Here is an 18,661-nt window from a genome sequence, read left to right as displayed (position 1 = left end):
GGCTGCCAAGCATGTTTAACTCAGTGCGTCTTCGGCAAGTGGCACGGCATAGGCCCCAACAACCCGCAAACTTTCGGGGCGAAGGCCTTGCGCGTCCAGTGTGCTCTGAAACGCATTGGTGCGATTACAAAAGAATCCCGGCACATCAACAAGCACAAAACGCCGATCCGTCGCCTCATCGTCAGAAAAGCCAAGGATTACCGATCCGTCGATGCCATCCGCAATTTTTTTGCGCACGGTATCCATCGAAATCTCTTTGGACAGGCTGACCACAAACAGAGTCCGGTCATCACCGCTGTCTTCAAGTTCAATCGCTGCCAGAACGAAACCCTCGGTATCTTCGCCGCGTCCGACCGGGCGCCCGCCAAAGGGCAGCTTTGAAACCACCCGCACCGGGCTTTGCTCGCTCAGATGGACCCACCATGGCTGGGCCTCGCCCAGTTGCGGTTTGGGAAACACACCAACTGCTGCCCGCCCGTCTTCAACGGCATTGAACGCTTCGCGCGGGGTATCAAATTCAATGATTTCGTTCAGACACCCGAAATTCAAACGCGCCAGTTCCCAGCAATCCAGCCCGTCGGCATTGCGGCCAAGGGCCACCGTATACGGCGCTTCAAGGCGCGTTCCGGCCGCGATCATTTCGCGCCAGATCTGGATCAGGGCGGTTTTGGGAAAGGCCCCTTCATGACGTTCAACAAGGGTGCGCATGATCCGCGCTTCACGGGCCGGGCGATAGGGCACCTTGACCTTGCCACCCGCTGCGATCATCCGGTCCTTGTAGGCCCCGACGGCCTGCACAACCTTTGTCCGGCGAATGATCAGCGACTGCAAAGCCTGATCGATCTCGTCGATCTCTCCGCGCAGCTCATTCAGGTCAAGATTTGCCAAATTTTTATCGTCAGACGCCATAATCTACTCTTCTTTTGAACGGCGCACAGTATTAGGACAGGGCCGCAGAAATGCAAAGAAAAGATTGACTAAATCCCAGTGTATTCCTAGCTAGGACAGGTTGCCTGCTGTCACGTTGCAGGAAAGTCAGACCTTGTTGACAAGGATAACACCACTTCAGGGGATACCGTTTTACATGTCCACCGCGACTAACACCGAAAAGCGCCCACCACTTCCCGGCCACCACATGGTGCTCGGCGAAATGGAAAAGCTGCGCCTTGATAGCGGTGTGGAATTCGGCCCCTTCACCCTGGCCTATCAGACCTACGGCGAACTCAACGCCGAAAAATCCAATGCGATTCTGGTCTGTCATGCCCTGACCGGAGATCAGTATGTTGCCGATGACGTTCACCCGATCACCGGCAAGGAAGGCTGGTGGTCCGAAATCGTCGGCCCCGGCAAGATCATTGACACCGACAAGTATTTTGTCATCTGCAGCAACGTGATCGGCGGCTGCCTTGGCAGTACCGGGCCCAAGGAAATCAATCCAGCCACCGGCAAGCCATGGGGCCTTGATTTCCCGGTGATCACCATTGCCGACATGGTACGTGCCCAGACCATGCTGATTGATGCGCTTGGCATCGACATGCTGTTTGCCGTCATTGGCGGATCCATGGGCGGCATGCAGGTTCTTGAATGGTGCAAAAGCTATCCCGAACGGGTTTATGCCGCTGCCCCGATTGCGACCTCGTTCCGCCATTCGGCGCAAAACATCGCCTTTCACGAAGTCGGGCGTCAGGCGGTGATGGCCGACCCGGACTGGTGTGGTGGCAATTACCTGCTGGAAGGCAAGAAACCCTCGCGCGGCTTGGCTGTCGCGCGCATGACCGCACACATCACCTATCTGTCGCAACCGGCACTCCATCGCAAATTCGGGCGCAAACTGCAAAACCGTGGGGCGATCACCTATAGTTTCGATCAGGATTTTCAGGTTGAAAGTTATTTGCGCCATCAGGGCAAAAGCTTCGTCGACCGGTTTGATGCCAACAGCTATCTCTATATCACCCGTGCGATGGATTATTTTGATCTGTCACTTGAATATGACGGGCGTCTGGCCGAGGCCTTTCAGGGCTGCAAAACCCGGTTCTGTGTGGTGTCATTTTCCAGTGACTGGTGCTTTACCACCGCCGAAAGCCGGATTGTCGCCCATGCGCTTAATGCCGCATCGTGCAATGTCAGCTGCGTCGAGATCGAAAGCGACAAGGGCCATGACGCGTTCCTGCTGGATGAACCCGATTTCCACATGGTGCTGAGTGGCTTCATCGACGGTGCCGCCGAAGGCCGGGGGCTGAAATAATCATGAATGAAATTACCTCAAACAGTTCGACCAATGCTGCCCACAGCGATCGCATCCGTGTCGACCTGCAACTGATTGCCGACATGATCGAACCGGGCACACGTGTGCTTGATATCGGCTGTGGCGACGGCGAACTTCTGGGCTATCTGACGCGCACCAAAAAGGTTGATGGGCGGGGGCTTGAGCTGTCCAACGAAGGCGTGCGCAACTGTGTCGCGCAGGGACTTCCGGTGATGCAGGGCGATGCCGATCGGGATCTGCGCGATTACCCGGACGGGGCGTTTGACTACGCCATCCTTAGCCAGACCTTGCAGGCCACCCAGCGCCCGAAAGAGGTGCTGTCGGAGTTGCTGCGCATTGGTACCAAGGCGATTGTGTCGTTTCCGAATTTCGGGCATTGGCGCGCACGGTTTGATCTGATGTTCCGCGGCCGGATGCCGCAGAACCCCAACCTTCCGATCATGTGGTACGAGACGCCAAACATCCATTTCTGCACGGTTTTGGACTTCGTTGCGCTGTGCAAAGAAATGGATTTGACGATTGAACGGTCGATGGTTCTCAATGAAAGCGGATCGAAGCTCAGCCTCGGCAGCCAGACCCGGTTTTCCAACTTTTTGGGCAACCAGGCACTTTTCATGTTAAGCAAATAATCAGATCGATTATTCGTTTTCATTGAATAATCGCCCCTACCCGATCACAAACTGATCGCGTCCCCGTCTGAAATCTGATGCCCGATCGGGCAACTTCATCAGACGGGGCCGATATGACCAATTCAATCCTCATACAATTTGTTCGCCGCAGTTTTCTGATCGGCGCGATCACCCTGCTTGCGGCCTGTTCGCAGAAGGCCGAGACGCTGAAACTTTCGGTCACCCAGTTTGGCAGCGCGACCGAGCAGGCGTTCGATCACTATGACGCGGCCTATAGCACGCAATTTGCCCCCTTCCCGAAATCCGATACGGCAAAACGCAGCGCGTTTGTCACCAACATCACCGATTTCACCGGCACGATCACACCGGCCAATATCGATACCTTGCTTGATCCCGATGCGGTGAAGATCGACCCAAGCGTCGCGCGCCAATGGCAGGACACGCTCAAGGGCCTTCGCAGCCAGTATCAGCAGTTCGTTGCGATTTTCGATAATATCGAAGCCGGATCGGCATTGGGTGCCTCGGCGGTCACAGAATCAGGCCCGATCCTGGAAAAACTGCGCGCACAGCTTGCCACCATCAGCGAAGAATTCGCGCGCACCCCGCCGCAATTCCTGACCCGGCGCAGCACCCTGATTGCCGAACTGAACCTGATCCGCACCAAGGACCATAACAACCCCGAGGCCGAAAGCCTTCTGATCGAGGCCTGGTGGCAGCAATGGAACAGCCTGATCGCGGCCGAACGCGCGATGCAGACCGACACCCTGCGCGCCTTTGTGACGGCCTCAACCCTTGGCAACAGGTTGCAGGGACAGATCGATAACTATGCCAAGCTTGATGTCGGGTCGCTGATTACCGCGGTCGAAGACGGCATCAAACTTTCCAGCCAGATCGGCAAGCTGAGCCCAGCCGAACTGGTCACCCAAGGCACCGGCCTGCTTGAGACCGCAACCAACTAGAAAAGAGGGAGATTTCACAATGAGCCAGACACTCGGTGCCCTGATTGCCGACGCACAGGAAGCCTATGCGACTGCTGCTGTGACCTATCAGGGGGCGACGATTGATCAGAAGGTCAAATCCAAACCGGCCCTTGATAAGGCCGCCAGCCAACTGGTCGCCCTTCAGGCCAAGCAGCTTGATGAAGCCAAGGAAGTCGACGCCGAGGACGAAGCGGCGATGAAGCAATTGCGCCAGCAGGTCAACAATGCCGCGACCTTGCAAACCGGGCTGATGACCCTGGTTGCGGTGCTGACGAAATTTATCTGATGGGCCGCTGTCGGGCAGTTATTTCCACCATCATTTCCAGCGGTCGGCATCGGCATCATCGGATGCCTTTGCCGTCACCCATTTGTCGCCACCGTCCGGGGTTTCTTCGCGTTTCCAGAACGGCGCGCGGGTTTTGAGGAAATCCATGATGAAGTCGCAGGCCTCGAACGCGGCGCGGCGATGGGCCGAGAGCACGATCACCAGAACGATGCGTTCGCCGGGCAACATCCGGCCAAAGCGATGAATGATGCGAATATCATCAAGCGGCCAGCGATCGGCGGCCTCATCGGCGATCTTTTCCAGTTCGCGTTCGGTCATGCCGGGATAGTGATCAAGGGTCAGGGCCGAAACATTTTCGCCGCCATGAATATCGCGCACCAGCCCGACAAAACTGACCGCAGCCCCAATATCGGTGCGACCATCGGTCAGAGCCGCAAGTTCGGCGCCCGGGTCAAAATCATGTTGCTGAACAGAAACGCGTGACATGGTCGCCGTCCCGGTTTGCCGGATTACAAGAATTAATCGAGGTGTTTAAGGCCGGTGCGCAGATAGATATAGCCGGTCTGAACCGTGACGATCCCGGCAATCCACAGCAGGATATCACCAATCAGGATCGACGGAATCAGATCGGGCGATGCATCGCCAACCAGAAGGAACCCGATGGCGAGAATCTGGGCCGTGGTTTTCCATTTGGCAAGGACTGTGACCGGCAAGGGCACTTTGATCTCGGCCAGATGTTCGCGCAGGCCCGACACCATGATTTCGCGGCACATGATGATCACCGCGGGCAATACCGCCAAACCAGAAATGCGTTCAAAGGCCACCATCATCATCAATGCAGCCGCCACCAGCAGTTTGTCAGCAATCGGATCAAGAAACCGACCAAGTGGGGAGACCACATTCATCGAGCGCGCCAGATAGCCGTCAAAGAAATCGGTCACCCCGGCAAAGGCAAACAGCGCAAAGCCGATCCAGTTGCCAACCGGACCATTGATGTAAAACGACGCGATCAGCGCCGGGATTACGAAAATGCGCGACATGGTCAGCAGATTGGGAATCTGGTTCTTCATAAACGGGGCCTGTTTGACGGATTTTACGGCAATGACATCAAGGCCCTGATGCGCAATCGCCCAAGGCCGCGCAATTATTAAAGACTTGAAGCACATACCACAAGGGCCGTGTTGATGACGGATTAGCGTCAGAACACGGCCCGTGCGATTTATCATCTCATCGCGTCTGCGCGATTATTCTGCCGCCGCCCCTGCCTCGGCCGGATGGGCGGACTTGCCGCGTCCGATGCTGAGCGCCTGATAGAGGATGATGGCAGCCAAGGTCGCGGTGCCGATCCCGCCCATGGCGAAACCACCGAAATTGACCGTGAAGTCGCCCGCGCCAAAGATCAGCGTGATGCCCACCGTAAACAGGTTGCGCGGATCAGAGAAATCAACGCGGTTATCGACCCACAAACGGATCATGGCAGCAGCAATCAGGCCAAAGACCGCAACGCCAAGCCCGCCCAGAACCGGGCCCGGAATGGTGTGCAGCAAGGCGCCGAATTTCGGCGAGAAACCAAGCAGGATGGCAATCACCGCGGCAATGACAAAGATCAGGGTCGAAAACACACGGGTAACGGCCATAACACCCATGTTTTCAACATAGGTGGTCACCCCGGTACCGCCGCCCGATCCGGCCAGCATGGTTGCCAGACCATCGCCGACAAAACCACGGCCGATATAACGGTCCATGTTCTGTTTGGTCATGCCGCCAATCGCCTTGATATGGCCGAGGTTTTCGGCCACCAGAATGAAGGCCACCGGCGCGATCAGGAACATGGCAGAACTTTCAAAGCGCGGCGCGACAAAGGATGGCATGCCAAACCACGCGGCCTCGGAAAGTTCAGTAAAATCAATCGCCGGCATCAGGCCAAAGCCGTTGCCCAAAACCAACACCAGCACATAGCCCGCCAGGATCCCGACCAGAATGGAAATCCGACGCAGCGCAATCGGCGCGTAAACCGAGACGAAGGCCACCGACAGCAGGGTCAGAAGGGCGACCAGCATATGCATGTTATCGCCCGTGATGCCATTGATCCCGACCGGGGCGAGGTTCAGGCCAATCGCCGCACCAACCGCACCGGTGACCGCAGGCGGCATCAGTTTTTCGACCCACCCGGTCCCGGTTGCCATGACGATCAGGCCGATCACGACATAAAGCGCACCAGCAGCAATGATCCCGCCAAGCGCCCCGCCAATATCGGGGTTTGGTCCCGATCCGGCATACCCGGTGGCGGCAATGACGACGGCGATAAAGGCAAAGGATGAGCCCAGATAACTCGGCACACGGCCCGCCGTGCAGATGAAGAAGATCAGGGTACCGATACCGGAAAACAGGATCGCCAGATTGGGATCAAACCCCATCAGAAGCGGGCCAAGGATGGTCGCACCCGACATGGCAACAAGATGCTGCAAGCCCATCGGGAACATCGCACCCCAAGGCAGACGTTGATCAGGCATGACTGTGGAAGACCGGGTCACAGACCAGGAAGGAAAATATCGCATTTATGGCAAGCCGATTATTTATGGACGTTTCGCGCGAAAATGCCCCACCGGGCGGCAGGGCGTACCGGGTATCGCGCCACGGGCAGCAAAAAGCAAGATGCCATCCGATGCTTTTTTAGTCGTTGCTGTGGAAATGGTCGTAAATCTTGCGCGCCAAGGCGGCACTGATGCCATCGACGGCCTCGAGATCCGATAGGCCAGCATCGGCCACCCCGCGGGCAGAGCCGAAATGGTGGAGCAATGCCTTTTTACGCGCCCCGCCGACACCGGGGACGGAGTCGAGCACGCTTTTGCCCATTTGTTTGCCGCGTTTGGCGCGATGGGTGCCAATCGCCCAGCGATGGGCCTCGTCGCGCAGGCGCTGAATGAAATAGAGCACCGGGTCCTTCATATCGAGACGTACCGGGGCCTTGCCGGGGATGTGTAGCACTTCCTTGCCAGCATTACGATCGACACCCTTGGCAACACCGACCAGCATGACGTCTTCGATCCCGAGGTCTTCGAGCACTTCACGTGCCACGCCAAGCTGCCCCAAGCCGCCATCAATCAGGCAGAGGTCGGGCCATGTGCCGTTTTCGCGGTCCGGGTCTTCTTTTTGCGCCCGGGCGAAACGACGGGTTAAGACTTCGCGCATCATGGCAAAGTCATCACCCGGGGCGATATCGCCCTTGATGTTGAATTTGCGATAGGCGTTTTTCATGAAGCCTTCGGGTCCGGCGACAATCATGCCGCCGACCATGTTGGTCCCCTGGGTGTGGGAGTTATCGTAAACCTCGATCCGTTCCGGCGTGCTTTCGAGATCAAGCTTGTCGGCAAGGTCTTCGAGCAATTTGCGCTGTGTCGCACTTTCAGCCAGACGACGGCCAAGTGCGTCCTTGGCGTTGGTGAGCGCATGTTCGACCAGTTTGCGTTTGCCGCCGCGCTTGGGCACGAGCAATTCGATCTTGCGGTCGTTATTGATGCCAAGCGCGTTTTCGACCAGTTCCTGGCCTTCGATTTCGTGCGACAGGAAGATTTGTTTGGGGGCCGGTTTATCGGCATAGAACTGCCCGACAAAGGCCGAGAGGATTTCTGGGATTTCGGCCGATTGTTCATGGCGCGGGAAATAGGACCGGTTGCCATAGTTCGAGCCCGAGCGGAAGAAGAACACCTGCACACAGCTTTGCCCGCCTTCCTGATGAAGGGCGATGACGTCGGCCTCTTCGACACCTTCGAGGTTGATGTCCTGATGGGATCGGATCTGGCTGAGCGCACGGATGCGGTCGCGATACATCGCGGCCTGTTCGAATTCCATCTTTTCAGACGCATCCATCATGTCGGCTTCGAGCTGCTTGAGGATTTTCTGGCTGCGTCCGGTCAAAAAGTCGCGGCAGATATCAACAAGCTCGTCATATTCCGGTTTGGAAATGCGATCGACACAGGGGGCGGCACAACGTTTGATTTGATAAAGCAAACACGGCCGTGACCGGTTGGAAAACACCCCGTCGGTGCAAGAGCGCAGCAAAAAGGCGCGTTGCAGATGGTTGATGGTGTTATTGACTGCCCAGGCCGAGGCAAACGGGCCAAAGCAACTGCCATCCTTGGCGCGTGCGCCGCGATGTTTGACGATGCGCGGATAGTCGTGATCCTCGGTGATCAGGATATAGGGGAAGCTTTTGTCATCGCGCAGCAGGATGTTGTAGCGCGGTTTGAGCTTTTTGATCAGGTTGGATTCAAGAAGGAGCGCCTCGGCCTCGGTATGGGTGGTGATGATTTCCATCTTCACCGTCTGGGCCACCATACGGGCAATGCGGATCGGCAATTGCATGATGCGGGTATAGGCGACCACGCGTTTCTTGAGGTTCTTGGCCTTGCCGACGTAAAGCACGCGTTCCTTGTCATCGATCATGCGATAGACGCCCGGTGATCCCGGCATGGTTTTCAGCGCATTTTTGATCGCCTCAACGCCCCTTGCCGCCCCGCCATCGATCTTGTCACCATCAAGCGACAAACCGATTTCCCGTTTCGGGGCATCATCCCCGGTCGGGTTTTCGGGGGAAACAGGTGGTTTCATCAAGGCACTCCAGATTTAAATAAAATACATTCAAAGTTGTGACAGCCGTCACAGGCAAACGCGATTTGAAACATAGCTGAAAAGATTAACATCGCAACCGCGCCATGGGGAATCGCCATGCCAAAAAAGATGTCCACCAAGACTGTGGATAACTATGTGGGTAATCGGGGGGTGACTTCCTGCACCCCTTGAGAGTCTTAACGTTCTATGAAGTGCACAATTATTGAGCAAAACAGTTAACTTATTGATTTTAAACAATAAAAATACTGTCAACGTGAAATCATTCGGTAATAGAGTCGTAAAAAATGAATATTTTCCTTTGAATCATATTCGCCAGATGCTTGTGAATAAGCGCCATAGCGATTCGCGCCAGAGGAATCAAAGAGTCCCTTGGATTAGCCGTCTGGAAAAGTAAATTTTTTCGGGAAATCGCGTATCGATCAGCGCGCGATATTGTGGCGTTCGATTTCCACACCAACCGCAGCTGCATCTTCAAAAACGTCGAGCTTTTCAACCCTGACGATCACCTTGCGGACGCGCGGATCGGCAAGACACATGTCAGCGAGTTTTTCCCCAAGGGTTTCCACAAGGTTGGTGTGACCATCCTGGCAGATGCGGCGTGTGCCGACGACCAGATCCTCGTAGCTTAGCACCGTGGTGATATCATCATTCTGAACACCGTCGCCTTCGAGCACGGCAAGGTCGAGATTGATGCGCACGCGTTGCGGGGCTTCTTTTTCGTGTTCATAAACACCGATGGAGGTGTGAATGATCATGTCACGCACGAAGACACGGCGCAGGTTGCCTGCACGATCTGCATGGGGCACATCGGCAAAGGGCAATGTCGTAATTTTGGCATCCTGTTTAAGGCCTGCGGTCATATTCCGGTCTTCCTTGTGCTGCTTTCCTGTGCAGTTTGATCAACAGAACCACACATGTCCGGCCCGATGTCTGGCAGCGACTTAACGATCACCACCGGGCATCATTCGTTGGGCGCATCTTCTTCGCCACTGGGCGCCCAATCGAGGTGCTGCCCGCCGTCAAGCGCTAACATTTGCCCGGTGATGGCCGGCGCGGCAAGGAAAAATCGAACCGCGTCGCAAATCTCTTGCGGGTTTGTCCCTATTTTCAGGGGTGTTTTTTCGCACTGCGCGTCGAAATCTTCCTGTGTTTGTCGGCTACTAGGCAGTGCCGGCCCCGGCCCGATGGCATTGACGCGAATTTTTGGCGCAAGGGCCAATGCCAGCGTCTGGGTCAGGGTCCAAAGCCCGGCTTTGGACAAGGTATAGGTCATGAAATGCGGGGTCAGGTTCCAGACACGCTGATCAATCAGGTTGAGGATCATGCCCTGACAGTTATCTGGCAGATGCTTTGCAAATTGCTGCGAGAGGATAAACGGCGCGCGCAAATTGGTTTCCATATGCAAATCCCAGCTTTCGCGGGTTGCGGTTTGCACATCATCAAATTCAAAGGTCGAGGCGTTATTGATCAGAACCCCGATCGGGCCGAGTTGCCTGGTCGCATCGGCAACCAATTGATGGGTTGCATCCTCGTTGGTCAGATCGGCCGAAACGACGCAGGCCTTTTGGCCAAGGTCGCGCACCTCGTTAGCGACGGCTTCGGCGTCTTGTTTCGAGCTGTTGCAATGAAGGGCGATGTCATAGCCGTTGCGCGCCAGATCCAGGGTCAATGCACGACCGATGCGTTTTGCCGCACCGGTGATCAGAACGGATTTCGGGAATTGACCTGTCATTGGTGCCTTGATCCTTCGCAAAGTGTACGGACTGTCATGGGACAGACGGCCCGCGAACTGATTGAACAGATTAAACGCAATATGCTTTATGCTACGACAAGTTGGAAGACATAGACCAGATAGGCAATCACGAATGCAACACCGGTGATGCGCGAAATCTTGCGCATGGCATAGGCAACACCGAGCAAACCCACGGTTACCGCCAGCATGATCCAGATATCGGAATTCATGATCTGTTCAGGCACCGGGATCGGTGCGATCAGCGACACACCGCCAATGATCACAAGCAGGTTCAAAAGGTTGGAGCCAAACACATTGCCCAACGCCACATCGGAATGGCCGCGGAAGGCAGCAACCACCGATGCGGCGAGTTCCGGAAGTGACGTGCCAAAGGCGACAAGGGTCAGGCCAATCACGGCTTCGGATACGCCAAACTGTCGGGCGACTGAGACCCCGCCTTCAACCAGCCACTCGGCGCCAAACATCAGCGCCACAATCCCGATGACGGTGGCGATGATCGGCCTGGTCCAGCCTTTGGGCTTTTCGCCGACTTCGTCGACTTCTTCTTCGTGCAGGTGGCTGGCCTCGCTCGGCGAATTTTTGTCGTGCTGATAGGTGAAGTACCAGATGGCCGCCAGCACACAAAGCATCACCGCCCCGGCCCAGCGTTCGATCACGCCAAACATGCAAAAGGCAATAAACAGGACCGTGCCCAGCAACATGGTGCCACCATCACGGACCACGGTGACCCGCGAGGCCGCAACGGGTTTCAGAAGCGCCACCGCACCGAGAATAAGCAGGATATTGGCAATGTTGGAGCCAACAACGTTGCCCATGGCGATATCGGCCGTGCCCTTGAGCGACGCATTGAGCGAGACGACAAATTCCGGCGCCGATGTCCCGGCGGCGACAATCGTCAGACCGACGATCACCTTGGAAACGCCCAGCAAAAGTGCAAGACCAACCGCCCCCCTTACGATGAATTCACCACCTGCTGTCAGGAGAACAAGACCCGCGATGATCTGAAGATAGGGGATAAGCTGTTCCAAAATATCTGCTCGTTTCAAAAGCGATTAAACCGGCCCTTTGTCGGGCCCGCGGAAGATGGCATTTGGCGGCGCGAATGGCAAGTCATCAGGCGGTGACAATTGCCACAGCACCTGATCGCAGGATTCCGTGGTGAATTTCGCAAATGCCGCAAATTTACCCACGACTGGCAGGGTTATTTTCGTTATCGTTGTAATCTCGTTATTTTCAGGGATTTAGGTCCTGATACCCATTGATTATTTGACCGCCTTCCGGAACGAATTTCGCCATGCATCACAGCGTCCTGTTTGAGCTGTTTCTTATTCTGACTGCCGCGATCATTGCGGTGCCGATTGCGCACAAGCTGCGTGCGAATTCGATCATCGGCTTTCTGATTGGCGGGTTCTTTATCGGGCCGTTCGGCTTTGGCCTGATTTCCGAACGCGAAGACATTTCCACGGTTGCCGAACTGGGCGTGGTTTTCCTGCTGTTCATGATCGGGCTGGAGCTTTCGCGTGATCGTTTGCGGGTGATTGGCGGGCGGTTTGCCGGTCTGGGCGTTTTGCAAATTCTGGTGTCGATGGCAGCCCTTCTGGGGCTTCTGGTTGTCATGGAATTCCCGCTGCCGACGGCCTTGGTGATTGCCGGCGCCCTTGCGCTTTCATCGACCGCGATCATTCTCAAACAGCTTTCCGATGACAAGCAGCTCAATACCCGGTTTGGCCGTGCGGCCCTTGCCATTTTGTTACTGCAGGACGTGGCGGTTGGTCCGTTCCTGATTATGGTGCAGGCCGCAGGTGACGCCGGAACGGAAACAAGCCCGTGGATGAGCATCCTGCTTGGTTTCGGGTCGGTCGCGTTGTTGTTGCTCGTCGGGCGCTATGTGTTGCCGCGGCTGTTTCGCTATATCGCGTCGCTCAAGAACCCGGAACTGTTTGCCATCGGCACGCTGTTTGTTGTGCTGGCGGCCAGCACCTTGACCGAGGTTTCCGGGCTTTCGATGGCGCTGGGGGCGTTTATCGCAGGGGTGATGTTGGCCGAAACCGAATTCCGCCATCAGATCGAAGCCGACATTTCGCCGTTCCGCGGCGTGTTCCTGTCGCTGTTCTTTATGTCGGTCGGCATGTCGGTTGATGCCGACGTTGTGTATAACGAATTTGGCACCATCGTCATGTGGCTGGTGCTGTTGCTGGTGATCAAGACGGCAGTTTTGTTCGTTCTGGCACGTGCGATCCGGTTTGAAACCGGCCTTGCCATCCGGGTAGCCATGAGCTTGGCCGCCGGCGGTGAATTTGCCTTTGTGATGTTTGCCCTGGCCGCCCAGAATGGTGCTGTACCGCTTGAAATGGCTGCGATGCTGATCCCGGTGGTGGCGATTTCGATGGCGCTGACCCCGACCCTGATCAGCCTTGGTCACAAGATCGAGGAAAAGCTTCATCCCAAGGAAGAAGACCAGCTTGGCGTGATTGCCGAAGAGTCCGAGGGCATCCACCAGCATGTTCTGGTGATCGGAAGCGGCCGCGTTGGACGGGTTCTGGCCCGGTTGCTCAAGACGCGCAACATTCCGTTCCTGGTGCTTGATAGTGATGCACAGCAGGTTTCGCGGGGCCGGGCAGAAGGATTGCCGGTTTACTTTGCCGACGGGTCCAGACCGGAAACTTTCCGGGCTGCACATACGGATGAAGCAAAAATTGCGGTTGTTGCCATGGGGAACCCGCATGCGACCGAGAAGACGGTCGCCCTTTTGCGCCAGCATTACCCGCATCTGAAGATCTTTGCCCGTGCGCAGGACATCACCCATATCGGGCCGCTGTCGCGCCACGGGGCGGATGCCGCCATCCCGGAGGTTCTCGAAACCGGGTTGAGATTATCCGATCACGTTTTGGCGGCGTGCGACGTGCCGCAGGAAGACATTGATGCCGAAATCGCCAAATTCCGCCGCGCGGACATGCTTTTGATGAATGAACTGGCGCCGCGCCCGCAGCGCAAACCGTCAGGGTCGGAGAATGCGGACAAACCGGCGAAGAAAGAAACCTGAAGACGTTACGACGTTAAAACAAAACCCCCGCAGCAAATCGCTGCGGGGGTTTTTTAATTAGATCAGGCTCTAAACCGGGTTAGGCAGCGGTTTCAGAGTCCAGCGCATAGCCCGCGGCACGGACCGTGCGGATGATATCGCGGGTGCCCTTGACGTCATTGAGCGCCTTGCGCAGGCGGCGGATATGAACGTCAACCGTGCGGGTTTCGACATAGATGTTCGGCCCCCAAACCGCGTTAAGCAACTGTTCGCGCGAGAAAACCCGCCCCGGATGTTCGAGGAAATAGCGCAGCAGACGGAACTCGGTCGGGCCAAGATGGATCGATTTTCCATTGCGGCTGACCCGGTGGGCGGCGAGATCCATTTCGATGTCGGAATAGATCAACTGCCCTTGTGGTTGCGCCGGACCGGACCGGCGCAAAAGTGCGCGGATACGGGCCAGAAGCTCGCCAATGGCAAACGGCTTGGTGACATAGTCATCAGCCCCGGTATCAAGACCGCGGATCCGGTCGCCTTCTTCACCGCGTGCAGTCACCATGATCACCGGCAAATCGCGGCTTTCAGGCTTGCGGCGGATCTGACGGCAGACCTCGATCCCCGACATTACCGGCAGCATCCAGTCGAGCAAAACCAGATCGACATGGGTTTCAGCCAGAATTTTCAACGCTTCGTCACCGTCACCGGCTTCGACAACCTGCATCCCCTCGCGTTCGAGGTTGTAGCGCAACATGGTTACGATTGCTGCCTCGTCCTCGACGATAAGAACCGTTGGGTCCATCTTCTATGCTCCCGTGTCAGTCATTCGGTTCGACAACAGCGAAGTTCGCTGCGTCGTTTTTTGGCCGGTCAATCCCCGGCAGGTCTTCGCCCTTGATCCGGTAATAGATCGTTTCGGCGATATTGGTTGCGTGATCACCGATACGTTCGATGTTCTTGGCAATGAACAACAGATGGGTCGATGCGGTAATGTTGCGCGGATCTTCCATCATGTAGGTCAGCAATTCGCGGAACAGCGAATTGTACATATCGTCGACTTCCTGATCGCGTTCCCAGACCCGGTGGGCCTTTTCGGCGTCGCTTTCGATATAGGCATCCAGGACATCCTTGATGATTTCCTGGGCCAGCTTGGCCATGTTCGGGATCGCCTGAACCGGGCGGATCGGCGGGATCTGGTTCAGGACCTGCGCGCGTTTGGCGATGTTTTTGGCAAGATCACCAATGCGTTCAAGATCGTTTGACAGCTTGAGCGCGGTCACCACCTGACGCAGGTCATCAGCCATCGGCTGACGCAGGGCCAGAAGACGGACGGCAAAGTCCTGGACTTCCTGTTCGAGCACATCAATGCGCTGATCGGACAGGATGACTTTCTCGGCCAGTTCGGAATCGCGTTTGACGATGGATCTGATCGAGGAAATAAGCTGGCTTTCAGCAAGCCCGCCCATTTGCGAAATGATGTTGTTCAGACGGGTCAGTTCCTCGTCGAACGAACTTACGATATGGGTATGTTCATCAGCCATTTATGCGTACTCCTGGCGTCGCTTAACCGAAGCGGCCGGTAATGTAACCCTTGGTGCGTTCGTCCTTCGGGTTGGTAAAGATCTGATCGGTTTCACCGACTTCAACCAGCTTTCCGAGGTGGAAGAACGCGGTGCGCTGCGACACACGGGCGGCCTGCTGCATGGAGTGGGTCACGATCACGATCGTGTAGTTCGAACGCAACTCGTCTATCAGTTCCTCGACCTTGGCGGTCGCAATCGGATCAAGGGCCGAGCACGGCTCATCCATCAGGATGACTTCCGGGCTGACGGCAACCGCGCGTGCGATGCAAAGGCGCTGCTGCTGACCACCGGAAAGACCGGTTGCCGGTGACTGCAGGCGATCTTTGACTTCTTTCAGAAGACCGGCACGTTCGAGCGAGGTCATGACGATTTCATCAAGTTCGTCACGCGAATTGACCAGACCATGAATACGCGGGCCATAGGCCACGTTGTCATAGATGGTTTTCGGGAACGGGTTCGGTTTCTGGAACACCATGCCGATGCGCGCGCGCAGCTGAACCACGTCGATCCGCTTGTCATAGATGTCGCGACCATCCAGGGTAACGTCACCTTTGATCGTCACACCGTCAATGGTGTCATTCATCCGGTTCAGGCACCGCAGGAAGGTGGATTTACCACAGCCCGACGGACCAATCAGTGCGGTTACCTGCTGTTCGGGGATATCAAGGTTGACCTCATAGAGGGCCTGATTGTCGCTATAGAAAAGATCGAGCTTGCGCGCGGTCATTTTCGGGTTTTCGACCGACGGCTCCGCCGTCATTGCGCTCTGGGATACAGCAGCCATTTTACCACTTCCGTTCAAATTTTTTGCGCAGATACACAGCCAGTCCATTCATCAGGACAAGGAAGGCCAGCAACACCATAATCGCTGCCGAGGTTTTCTCGACAAAGGCACGTTCCGGGCTGTCTGCCCACAGATAGATCTGGACCGGCAGAACCGTTGCCGGGTCAAGCGCCCCGCCCGGGATATCAACAATAAAGGCCACCATCCCTATCATCAGAAGCGGTGCAGTTTCCCCCAATGCCTGTGCCATACCAATGATCGTGCCGGTCAGAATGCCCGGCATGGCGAGCGGCAAGACATGGTGGGTCACGGTCTGAACCGGTGATGCGCCAAGCCCAAGAGCGGCCTGACGGATCGACGGCGGCACCGCCTTGATCGCCGCACGCGATGCGATGATGATCGTCGGCAAAGTCATCAGCGCCAGCGTCAAACCACCGACAACCGGGGCCGAGCGCGGCAAATGCATGACATTGAGATAGACCTCAAGCCCCAGCAGACCAAACACGATGGATGGAACCGCGGCCAGGTTGTTGATGTTGACTTCAACAATCTGGGTGAAGCGGTTCTTGGGCGCGAATTCTTCGAGATAGATCGCCGCCAGAACCCCAATCGGGAAGGACAATGCCAAAGTCACAAGCAGGGTATAGAACGAGCCAACAGCCGCCCCCCAGATACCGGCAAGTTCCGGTTCGCGGGAATCGCCACTGGTAAAGAAGCGGGTGTGGAACTGTTTTTCCACCGCACCGTCAGCAACCAGTTCGTTATACCAAGCGACTTCGTTGTCATTGAGGCGACGGTCGCCTTCGTCAACGGTGGGATCGATATAGCCCTTGTTGAGCATGTCGAAATCATCACCGGAAATCAGCCAGATGGTGCGCGTTTGGCCAATCAGGCTCGGATTTTCGAGAACCCGTTCGCGCAGATCATAAGATGCGCCGCCTGAAACGATGCCATAGAGATCACGTTTGTCACTGCGCGAGGTCACATCCGGGAACCGATCACGCAGCGCCTGTTTGACCAGACCATCAAAGTTCGCGCGCCCGATCACGTCGGGATCGCCGGTCCGGTCCGGATCGATCACAGCCGGATCAAAGGTCACTTCGAGCTGGACATAGGTCTGGTAAAAGGCGCTGTAGCCTTTAGAGCCGATCGAGAGTGCCAGCGTGCAAAGCGCCAGCAGCGCCAAACAGATCGCAACCAGACCATAGCTTTTAAAGCGGCGTTCGGCCGCGTAACGTTTCTTGATGTTACGGGCGATTTTCGGGCTGTCCCAGTCAACCGGCTTGCGCAGATTGTCAGAGATCACTTTGGCCGCAGCTCTGTCTTCCATAAGAGATGCCATATCAGTCATATTTCTCGCGATACTTCTGAACAACCTTAAGGGCAAATACGTTCAGCCCCAAGGTGACAAGGAAAAGAACCAGCCCCAACGCGAAGGCCGAGAGGGTTTTTGCACTGTCGAACTCCTGGTCGCCGACCAGAAGCGTCACGATCTGCACGGTAACAGTGGTCACCGCCTGAAGCGGGTTCACCGTCATGTTCGCGGCAAGACCAGCGGCCATCACAACAATCATGGTTTCACCAATCGCCCGCGAAACGGCCAACAGAACCGCCCCGACAATACCGGGCAAGGCGGCCGGGAAAATCACCTGCCGGATGGTTTCCGATTTGGTCGCCCCCAATGCATAGGACCCGTCACGCAGCGATTTCGGCACCTGCGACATCACGTCATCAGACAGCGAGGACACAAACGGAATGATCATGATGCCCATGACAAGACCGGCGGCCAGCGCACTTTCCGAACTGACATCGAGGCCGAGGATCGCGCCATTGTCGCGCAAGAACGGTGCCACGGTGAGCGCGGCAAAGAAGCCATAGACAACCGTTGGCACGCCCGCCAGAATTTCAAGTGCGGGTTTGGCAACAGCGCGAAATTTAGGCGCGGCATATTCGCCCATATAAATGGCCGAAAACAGGCCGACCGGCACCGCGACACACATGGCAATCAGCGTAATCAGCAAGGTACCGACAAACAGCGGAATCATGCCAAACGCCCCCTCGGACGCCACCTGATCGGCACGGATCGCGGTTTGCGGGCTCCATTCCAGACCAAACAGGAAGTCGAGCGGGTTGATCTTGCTAAAGAAATGCAGGGTTTCGAACATCAGTGAAAACACGATGCCGACCGTTGAAAGGATCGCAATCGCCGAACAGACAATCATGATCGCGCGCGAGATGCGTTCAACATTGTTGCGCGCGCGCATATCCGCTTCAATCCGTCGATAGGACAGGACAAGACCGGCAAGCGCAACCGACAGCATGACAACCACCAGCGCCGCATTGGCGATGGTTTGCAAATTGGCAAGTCTGCGCCCGGCATCAACAATTTCCGGCGACACGGTGAGATGTTCACCGCCACCGGCGGCGATCTGGGAAATGCTGTTGAGCGCCAGCGACAGACGACCGGAGTCACCAACTACTTCCTGCGGCAGGTCCGACACGATCAGGGCTTCAATCACCGAGCCCTGGAACATGTACCAGATCAAAAGCAAAAACAGCGCGGGAAGCCCGCACCATGCTGCTGTGTAGGCCCCGTAGTGAACCGGCAAGGAATGAAGATTGCTGTGCCGGCCACCAGAAAGGGCAACAGCCCGCTGGCGTCCGAAATAAAAGGACAGCGCGCAAAGTGCGGCAACCGCGAGCAACAGGAAAGACAGGGACATTATTTG

The 18,661-nt window shown here is 56.3% G+C and carries 18 protein-coding genes; 5 read left to right on the top strand and 13 right to left on the bottom strand.

Annotation, left to right across the window (positions count from 1 at the left end; all coding sequences use genetic code 11):
- Window positions 1–15 precede the first annotated feature (15 nt).
- The gene (locus DY252_RS04005; RefSeq protein ID WP_231959620.1) at window positions 16–888 is read right to left on the bottom strand and encodes a chorismate mutase; all 873 of its coding nucleotides are present in this window, start codon (window positions 886–888) and stop codon (window positions 16–18) included.
- A gap of 196 nt (window positions 889–1,084) precedes the next feature.
- On the opposite strand from DY252_RS04005, the gene metX reads away from it, so the two are divergent.
- The 4 genes from metX (at window position 1,085) to DY252_RS03985 (ending at window position 4,161) form a co-directional block, all read left to right on the top strand.
- On the top strand, window positions 1,085–2,245 hold the full coding sequence (gene metX, locus DY252_RS04000) for a homoserine O-acetyltransferase MetX (RefSeq protein ID WP_129542675.1): 1,161 nt from the start codon (window positions 1,085–1,087) through the stop codon (window positions 2,243–2,245).
- Between the two features lie 2 nt (window positions 2,246–2,247).
- Window positions 2,248–2,895, top strand: a complete 648-nt coding sequence (gene metW / locus DY252_RS03995) for a methionine biosynthesis protein MetW (protein ID WP_064787542.1) — start codon at window positions 2,248–2,250, stop codon at window positions 2,893–2,895.
- Window positions 2,896–3,008: 113 nt separating this feature from the next.
- Window positions 3,009–3,854: a hypothetical protein gene (locus tag DY252_RS03990; RefSeq protein ID WP_231959621.1), complete on the top strand. Its 846-nt coding sequence runs from the start codon at window positions 3,009–3,011 to the stop codon at window positions 3,852–3,854.
- Between the two features lie 19 nt (window positions 3,855–3,873).
- A complete protein-coding gene (locus DY252_RS03985) occupies window positions 3,874–4,161 on the top strand; it encodes a hypothetical protein (protein ID WP_063088529.1) in 288 nt (95 codons plus the stop codon).
- Between the two features lie 30 nt (window positions 4,162–4,191).
- On the opposite strand, the gene moaE is transcribed toward DY252_RS03985, so the two are convergent.
- The 7 genes from moaE to DY252_RS03950 form a co-directional block, all read right to left on the bottom strand.
- Complete coding sequence (gene moaE, locus DY252_RS03980) at window positions 4,192–4,647, bottom strand: molybdopterin synthase catalytic subunit MoaE (protein ID WP_064787544.1); 456 nt, start codon at window positions 4,645–4,647, stop codon at window positions 4,192–4,194.
- 32 nt (window positions 4,648–4,679) lie between these two features.
- Complete coding sequence (pgsA, locus tag DY252_RS03975; RefSeq protein WP_040822814.1) at window positions 4,680–5,231, bottom strand: CDP-diacylglycerol--glycerol-3-phosphate 3-phosphatidyltransferase; 552 nt, start codon at window positions 5,229–5,231, stop codon at window positions 4,680–4,682.
- 174 nt (window positions 5,232–5,405) lie between these two features.
- Window positions 5,406–6,674 carry a uracil-xanthine permease family protein gene (locus tag DY252_RS03970; RefSeq protein WP_231959622.1) on the bottom strand — a complete coding sequence of 423 codons (1,269 nt, stop codon included), beginning with the start codon at window positions 6,672–6,674 and terminating at the stop codon, window positions 5,406–5,408.
- Between the two features lie 160 nt (window positions 6,675–6,834).
- Entirely contained in the window at window positions 6,835–8,772 is a 1,938-nt protein-coding gene (gene uvrC, locus DY252_RS03965; protein WP_129542674.1) for an excinuclease ABC subunit UvrC, read from the bottom strand.
- 440 nt (window positions 8,773–9,212) lie between these two features.
- Complete coding sequence (folB, locus tag DY252_RS03960; protein WP_008888328.1) at window positions 9,213–9,653, bottom strand: dihydroneopterin aldolase; 441 nt, start codon at window positions 9,651–9,653, stop codon at window positions 9,213–9,215.
- Between the two features lie 101 nt (window positions 9,654–9,754).
- A complete protein-coding gene (locus DY252_RS03955) occupies window positions 9,755–10,525 on the bottom strand; it encodes an SDR family oxidoreductase (RefSeq protein ID WP_008888329.1) in 771 nt (256 codons plus the stop codon).
- A gap of 86 nt (window positions 10,526–10,611) precedes the next feature.
- Entirely contained in the window at window positions 10,612–11,574 is a 963-nt protein-coding gene (locus DY252_RS03950; protein WP_063088525.1) for a calcium/sodium antiporter, read from the bottom strand.
- 266 nt (window positions 11,575–11,840) lie between these two features.
- Between DY252_RS03950 and DY252_RS03945 the strand changes: the two genes are divergently transcribed.
- Entirely contained in the window at window positions 11,841–13,589 is a 1,749-nt protein-coding gene (locus DY252_RS03945; protein ID WP_064787546.1) for a cation:proton antiporter domain-containing protein, read from the top strand.
- A gap of 79 nt (window positions 13,590–13,668) precedes the next feature.
- On the opposite strand, the gene phoB is transcribed toward DY252_RS03945, so the two are convergent.
- From phoB to pstC, 5 genes are read right to left on the bottom strand one after another with little or no spacing between them, the layout of a single operon-like run.
- Window positions 13,669–14,367, bottom strand: coding sequence for a phosphate regulon transcriptional regulator PhoB (phoB, locus tag DY252_RS03940; protein WP_008888332.1), 699 nt, complete (start codon window positions 14,365–14,367; stop codon window positions 13,669–13,671).
- Between the two features lie 16 nt (window positions 14,368–14,383).
- Window positions 14,384–15,106: a phosphate signaling complex protein PhoU gene (gene phoU, locus DY252_RS03935; RefSeq protein ID WP_008888333.1), complete on the bottom strand. Its 723-nt coding sequence runs from the start codon at window positions 15,104–15,106 to the stop codon at window positions 14,384–14,386.
- 22 nt (window positions 15,107–15,128) lie between these two features.
- Window positions 15,129–15,932, bottom strand: coding sequence for a phosphate ABC transporter ATP-binding protein PstB (gene pstB / locus DY252_RS03930; RefSeq protein ID WP_064787547.1), 804 nt, complete (start codon window positions 15,930–15,932; stop codon window positions 15,129–15,131).
- A gap of 1 nt (window position 15,933) precedes the next feature.
- On the bottom strand, window positions 15,934–17,283 hold the full coding sequence (pstA, locus tag DY252_RS03925; RefSeq protein ID WP_064787548.1) for a phosphate ABC transporter permease PstA: 1,350 nt from the start codon (window positions 17,281–17,283) through the stop codon (window positions 15,934–15,936).
- Window positions 17,276–18,655, bottom strand: coding sequence for a phosphate ABC transporter permease subunit PstC (gene pstC / locus DY252_RS03920; protein ID WP_064787549.1), 1,380 nt, complete (start codon window positions 18,653–18,655; stop codon window positions 17,276–17,278). The genes pstA and pstC overlap by 8 nt, the downstream gene beginning before the upstream one ends.
- Between the last annotated feature and the right edge of the window lie 6 nt (window positions 18,656–18,661).

This window comes from Thalassospira indica (genome assembly GCF_003403095.1).
Lineage (GTDB): Bacteria > Pseudomonadota > Alphaproteobacteria > Rhodospirillales > Thalassospiraceae > Thalassospira > Thalassospira indica.
The sequence above is the reverse complement of the archived record's forward strand: the minus strand, read 5'-3'. Positions and strand labels throughout refer to the sequence as shown.

What these genes read in the sequence shown, in the direction of transcription:
- pstA (WP_064787548.1), bottom strand. Translation starts at nt 17,283, where the DNA reads ATGACTGATATGGCATCTCTTATGGAAGACAGAGCTGCGGCCAAAGTG.
- pgsA (WP_040822814.1), bottom strand. Translation starts at nt 5,231, where the DNA reads ATGAAGAACCAGATTCCCAATCTGCTGACCATGTCGCGCATTTTCGTA.
- DY252_RS03945 (WP_064787546.1), top strand. Translation starts at nt 11,841, where the DNA reads ATGCATCACAGCGTCCTGTTTGAGCTGTTTCTTATTCTGACTGCCGCG.
- pstB (WP_064787547.1), bottom strand. Translation starts at nt 15,932, where the DNA reads ATGGCTGCTGTATCCCAGAGCGCAATGACGGCGGAGCCGTCGGTCGAA.
- uvrC (WP_129542674.1), bottom strand. Translation starts at nt 8,772, where the DNA reads ATGAAACCACCTGTTTCCCCCGAAAACCCGACCGGGGATGATGCCCCG.
- phoU (WP_008888333.1), bottom strand. Translation starts at nt 15,106, where the DNA reads ATGGCTGATGAACATACCCATATCGTAAGTTCGTTCGACGAGGAACTG.
- DY252_RS03985 (WP_063088529.1), top strand. Translation starts at nt 3,874, where the DNA reads ATGAGCCAGACACTCGGTGCCCTGATTGCCGACGCACAGGAAGCCTAT.
- pstC (WP_064787549.1), bottom strand. Translation starts at nt 18,655, where the DNA reads ATGTCCCTGTCTTTCCTGTTGCTCGCGGTTGCCGCACTTTGCGCGCTG.
- phoB (WP_008888332.1), bottom strand. Translation starts at nt 14,367, where the DNA reads ATGGACCCAACGGTTCTTATCGTCGAGGACGAGGCAGCAATCGTAACC.
- metX (WP_129542675.1), top strand. Translation starts at nt 1,085, where the DNA reads ATGTCCACCGCGACTAACACCGAAAAGCGCCCACCACTTCCCGGCCAC.
- moaE (WP_064787544.1), bottom strand. Translation starts at nt 4,647, where the DNA reads ATGTCACGCGTTTCTGTTCAGCAACATGATTTTGACCCGGGCGCCGAA.
- DY252_RS03955 (WP_008888329.1), bottom strand. Translation starts at nt 10,525, where the DNA reads ATGACAGGTCAATTCCCGAAATCCGTTCTGATCACCGGTGCGGCAAAA.
- DY252_RS03990 (WP_231959621.1), top strand. Translation starts at nt 3,009, where the DNA reads ATGACCAATTCAATCCTCATACAATTTGTTCGCCGCAGTTTTCTGATC.
- folB (WP_008888328.1), bottom strand. Translation starts at nt 9,653, where the DNA reads ATGACCGCAGGCCTTAAACAGGATGCCAAAATTACGACATTGCCCTTT.
- DY252_RS03970 (WP_231959622.1), bottom strand. Translation starts at nt 6,674, where the DNA reads ATGCCTGATCAACGTCTGCCTTGGGGTGCGATGTTCCCGATGGGCTTG.
- metW (WP_064787542.1), top strand. Translation starts at nt 2,248, where the DNA reads ATGAATGAAATTACCTCAAACAGTTCGACCAATGCTGCCCACAGCGAT.